At 73.1% G+C, this 4005-nt stretch carries 3 protein-coding genes; 2 read left to right on the top strand and 1 reads right to left on the bottom strand.

Features of this window, described 5'->3' with window-relative positions; translation table 11 throughout:
* Window positions 1-143: 143 nt before the first annotated feature.
* On the bottom strand, window positions 144-1064 hold the full coding sequence (locus ACFVFS_RS39735; protein WP_380629926.1) for a hypothetical protein: 921 nt from the start codon (window positions 1062-1064) through the stop codon (window positions 144-146).
* 463 nt (window positions 1065-1527) lie between these two features.
* Between ACFVFS_RS39735 and ACFVFS_RS39730 the strand changes: the two genes are divergently transcribed.
* Both ACFVFS_RS39730 and ACFVFS_RS39725 read left to right on the top strand, forming a co-directional pair.
* Window positions 1528-2337 carry a hypothetical protein gene (locus ACFVFS_RS39730; protein ID WP_380629924.1) on the top strand — a complete coding sequence of 270 codons (810 nt, stop codon included), beginning with the start codon at window positions 1528-1530 and terminating at the stop codon, window positions 2335-2337.
* A gap of 408 nt (window positions 2338-2745) precedes the next feature.
* Window positions 2746-4005, top strand: a 1260-nt coding sequence (locus tag ACFVFS_RS39725) for a putative Ig domain-containing protein (protein ID WP_380629922.1), incomplete at its 3' end; no start/stop codon positions are given.

The raw sequence follows: 4005 nt of genomic DNA, 5'->3' as shown, positions 1-4005 counted from the left end.
CTTCCCGCAGCGGTTGGCCTGGGGGCCCGCGCCGTTGGGCGTGTGTGGTGGGGCGTGAGGGGTGGGGCACCGCCGGCCGGCGCGCCGGCGGTGCCCCACGGTCCGTTCGGACGGCGCCCGCCCCGGCGGCGGACCCGGGCCTCCTAGGGCTGGCGGCCGGCCGGTGAGCCCGTCGCGACGAGCTGCCCGGTGGCGGTCAGCGCCAGACGCGAGAACAGCGTGCCGGAGAAGCCGAACAGCAGCGCGATGGCGAGCGCGAGGGGCCGGTCCGGGGCGTCCCAGGAGTTGTCGAGGAAGACGTGCCCGAGGAGGTTGAGCTCCGGGTCCGCGAGCATCCGCACCAGCAGCATCCCGCCGATCGCGGCGAGCGCCCCGCCGACCGGGGCGAGCACCAGCACGCCCCAGGAGGTGGGCCGCTGGGAGCGCATCACGCTGATCACCGGGGACAGGAAGCCGCCCAGCGCGCCGAGCATCATGGTCGGCTGGTGCGACAGCGTGACGCCGATGAGGTAGACGGCGCCGAGCCCGATCGTCGCCAGCCACAGGGCGGCGCGCTGCTGCTCGTACTCGCGCTCCGCCTCGCCGTCCTCGCGCTCGTGGAGGAGCTCGCTCGTGGCGGCGAGCGAGGTGGCGGCGTCCTGGCCGATCAGCGCACCGGCGAGCTCCGCGTCACCCGGCTGCCCGGAGGCCTCCAACCGGAGCCACAGTGCCCGGAGTTGGGCGTCCGCCTCGCCGTCCGGAAGCAGTCGCATCAGGTCGCGCTCGCAGCTGTGCAGCAACCGCCAGGCGGAGGCCAGCTTGGACAGCGGGATGGACATCACCCAGGAGGACCGGGGCAGCCGCCACACGACCATGTTCGTGTGCTCCAGCACGTCCAGCCGCGCCGTCACCGAGGCGAGCACGGCCGCGCGCGCCGCGTCGTCCGGTGCGACGGCCGCGAGCACGGTCACCCGGGCCCGCGCCTCGCCGATGCGCCCCTGCATCCGGCGGTAGCGCGGGGCGGCGATGAACCCCCGGCTGGTGAGGAAGACGATCGCGAGGTAGCTGAGGCAGACCGCTGCCAAGGTCCAACGGTCGTTCTCCGCCTGCCACATGGCGCCCCCTCCGGCTGTGCCCGGGATCATCGTGCCGTACGGGGCGCGGGTTGGGGGAGGGATTGGGGGGATCAGGTGGTGGTACCGCCGTCCTCCCACATCGAGAGGATCTCGACGTTCTTGCCGGCGAACTCGGCGCGCATCTCGGCCTCGGAGTCCGCCGAGCCCTTCATGACCATCATGAACTGCTTCGATGCGGCGCGCTGCGCGCGCTTCGGTCGGTTCCGCTCCGCGCCGCACGGTCCTGTGGTCCTGGCGTGATGCCGTCGTGGGCCGGGTCCGACGGTCGGTCACGGCCCTGCCTACCAGAGCGGCGGGGTCAACGTCCCACCGATCGGCCAAATCGCCTCTTGCGGTGGGACATCGACGCCGCTCCGGACGTTCGCGCGCCTGTCGCCGGGCCATTGTCGGTGGCCCGTGCCAGACTCCCGGCATGGCTCCTGAACCGCTCGCCACCCTGACCTTCGCCGCCTGGCGCCGCCTCGACCGCACCGGCGCCAGCCGTCTCGCCGCCCAGGTCGCGGGCAGCGTGGGCGGGCGGCTGGACCGTGTCGAGGAGGTCGAGCACCTGGGGGCGCCGCTGTACCGCGTGCTGGTCGAGCGCGGCGGCCGGATGTTCGCGCTGATAACGGGCGGTCGGGTCACCGTCGGCTTCGACACGGCGAGTTGGCAGCCGTCCGCCGAACTCCTCGCCAGCTACCTGGAGGAGAGCGTCGGCCAGGGCTTCGGTGACGGGGACCTGCGCGGCCACCTCGCCCGGGTCCTCAGCCCGCGTCGGACCGTCACCGTGCCGACCGTGCTGATGGCCGTCGAGGACGAGCCGCTGGAGGAGGAGCCCGCCGACATGCCGGCCGTCCTCGCCCGCGAAGGCCTGCGCCTGCCCACCCCCGACGAGTGGGAGCACGCGTGCGGGGCCGGAGCGGGCACCCTGTTCCGCTGGGGCGACGAGTGCCCGCTCGACCGCATCCCGTACGGCGACAGGACCGGCCCGCACGCCGAGCCCAACGCCTTCGGGCTGCGCATCGCCCACGACACCTACCGCTCGGAGATCACCAGCGAGCCCGGCTCCATCTACGGCGGCGACGGCGGCGAGTCGGTCTGCGGCGGGTACGGCACCGTCCTCGCCTGGCTGCCGCTCGCCACGGCCAACCGGCACCCGGACCTCGCCGCCATGGTCTTCGACGAGGACGGCGACTACTGCGCCGAGGACCTCTCCGCCCGCCCCGTCCTCGCCCTTCGCTGAGAAGAGCCACCCCTCCGCGTCCCGCTCCGGGACGCTCCACCGCAGCACCGTCCCGCCGTCCGCACCACGGTCGAGGGTGAACGGGGCCACACCCCGGCCCCGTTCCCGCCCGCCGTGGTACCGGACGGCGTCGTCGTCCTGGCGCCAGGCGAGGCCGAGCGCCGGGCGCTGACCGCCGATCTCGCTCGCGCGCCTCCTCCTGGTCGCGCCCCCGGTGGCCGACGCCTCGTCCGAGGCCGTTGCCGCAGCGGGAGACGGCTTCCCCGGGTGGGCCGACGCCGGGTTCGGGCTGTTCCGCCAAGGGACTTTCGTCCACATGGTTGACCTTATTGAAGTGGGCATGGCACTTTCGTGCGGCGCGGGCGTCCGCAACCGGTCGTACGCCCCGCATCCCCCACAAGGAGAGCCATGTTCAAGAGACTTGCCGCCGCGTCCGCCGCGAGCGCCGTCATCGCCGGGGCCCTGACCTCCCTGGCGGTCGCGCCCGCGCAGGCGGTGCAGGCCGGTGACCTGACGTCCACCATCGCGCTGAGCAACTGCTCGGCCTCGCTGGTGCGCTACCCCTCCTCGGTCGACACCGACCGGGCCCTCATGCTCACCAACGGCCACTGCCTGCCGACCATGCCGTCCGCCGGCCAGGTCATCCAGAACCAGTCCGCCAGCCGCAGCGGCACCCTGCTCAACGCCACGGGCGGCTCCCTCGGCACCGTGACGGCCGACCGGATCCTCTACGCCACGATGACCGGCACGGACGTCGCGCTGTACCAACTCACCGACACCTTCGGGTCGATCACCTCCAAGTTCGGCGCGACGGCGCTGACCGTCAGCGACACCCACCCGGTCGACGGCTCGGCGATGTTCATACCGTCCTCGTACTGGAAGCAGACCTGGAACTGCTCCATCAACGGCTTCGTCGGCACGCTCCGGGAGGACGCCTGGACCTGGCGCGACTCGCTGCGCTACAGCGCCGGCTGCAACACCACCCACGGCACCTCGGGCTCGCCGATCGTCGACGCCGCGACGAAGAAGGTCGTCGGCATCAACAACACCGGCAACGACGACGGCCAGATGTGCACGCTCAACAACCCCTGCGAGGTGGCGGCGGACGGCACCACCACGGCGCACCAGGGCCAGAGCTACGGCCAGGAGACCTACTGGTTCACCACCTGCCTCGGCAACGGGCGCGTCATCGACCTCAACGTCAGCGGCTGCCTGCTGACGAAGCCCGCGGGCAGCGGCTCCGTCTCGGTCGTGAACCCGGGCGCCCAGTCGACGGCGGTGGGCGGATCGGCGAACCTCCAGATCCAGGCGAGCGGCGGCTCGACGCCGTACACCTACTCGGCCACCGGCCTGCCGGCCGGCCTCTCCATCAACGCCTCCACCGGCGTGATCAGCGGCACCGCGACCACGGCGGGCACCTACAACGTGACCGTCACGGCCAAGGACGCGGCCGCCCGGACGGGCAGCGCGAGCTTCGCGTGGACGGTCACCGGCGGCGGTGGCGGCACCTGCACCCCGGCGCAGCTGCTCGGCAACGCGGGCTTCGAGACGGGGACGGCCGCGCCGTGGACGACCTCCAGCGGCGTGGTCGACAACTCGTCCTCGCAGGCGGCGCACGGCGGCAGCTGGAAGGCGTGGCTGAACGGCTACGGCTCGACGCACACCGAC

Origin of the sequence: Kitasatospora sp. NPDC057692 (assembly GCF_042799475.1) — a bacterium.
Classification (GTDB): Bacteria; Actinomycetota; Actinomycetes; order Streptomycetales; family Streptomycetaceae; genus Kitasatospora.
This window is presented reverse-complemented; position numbering and strand designations above follow the sequence as displayed.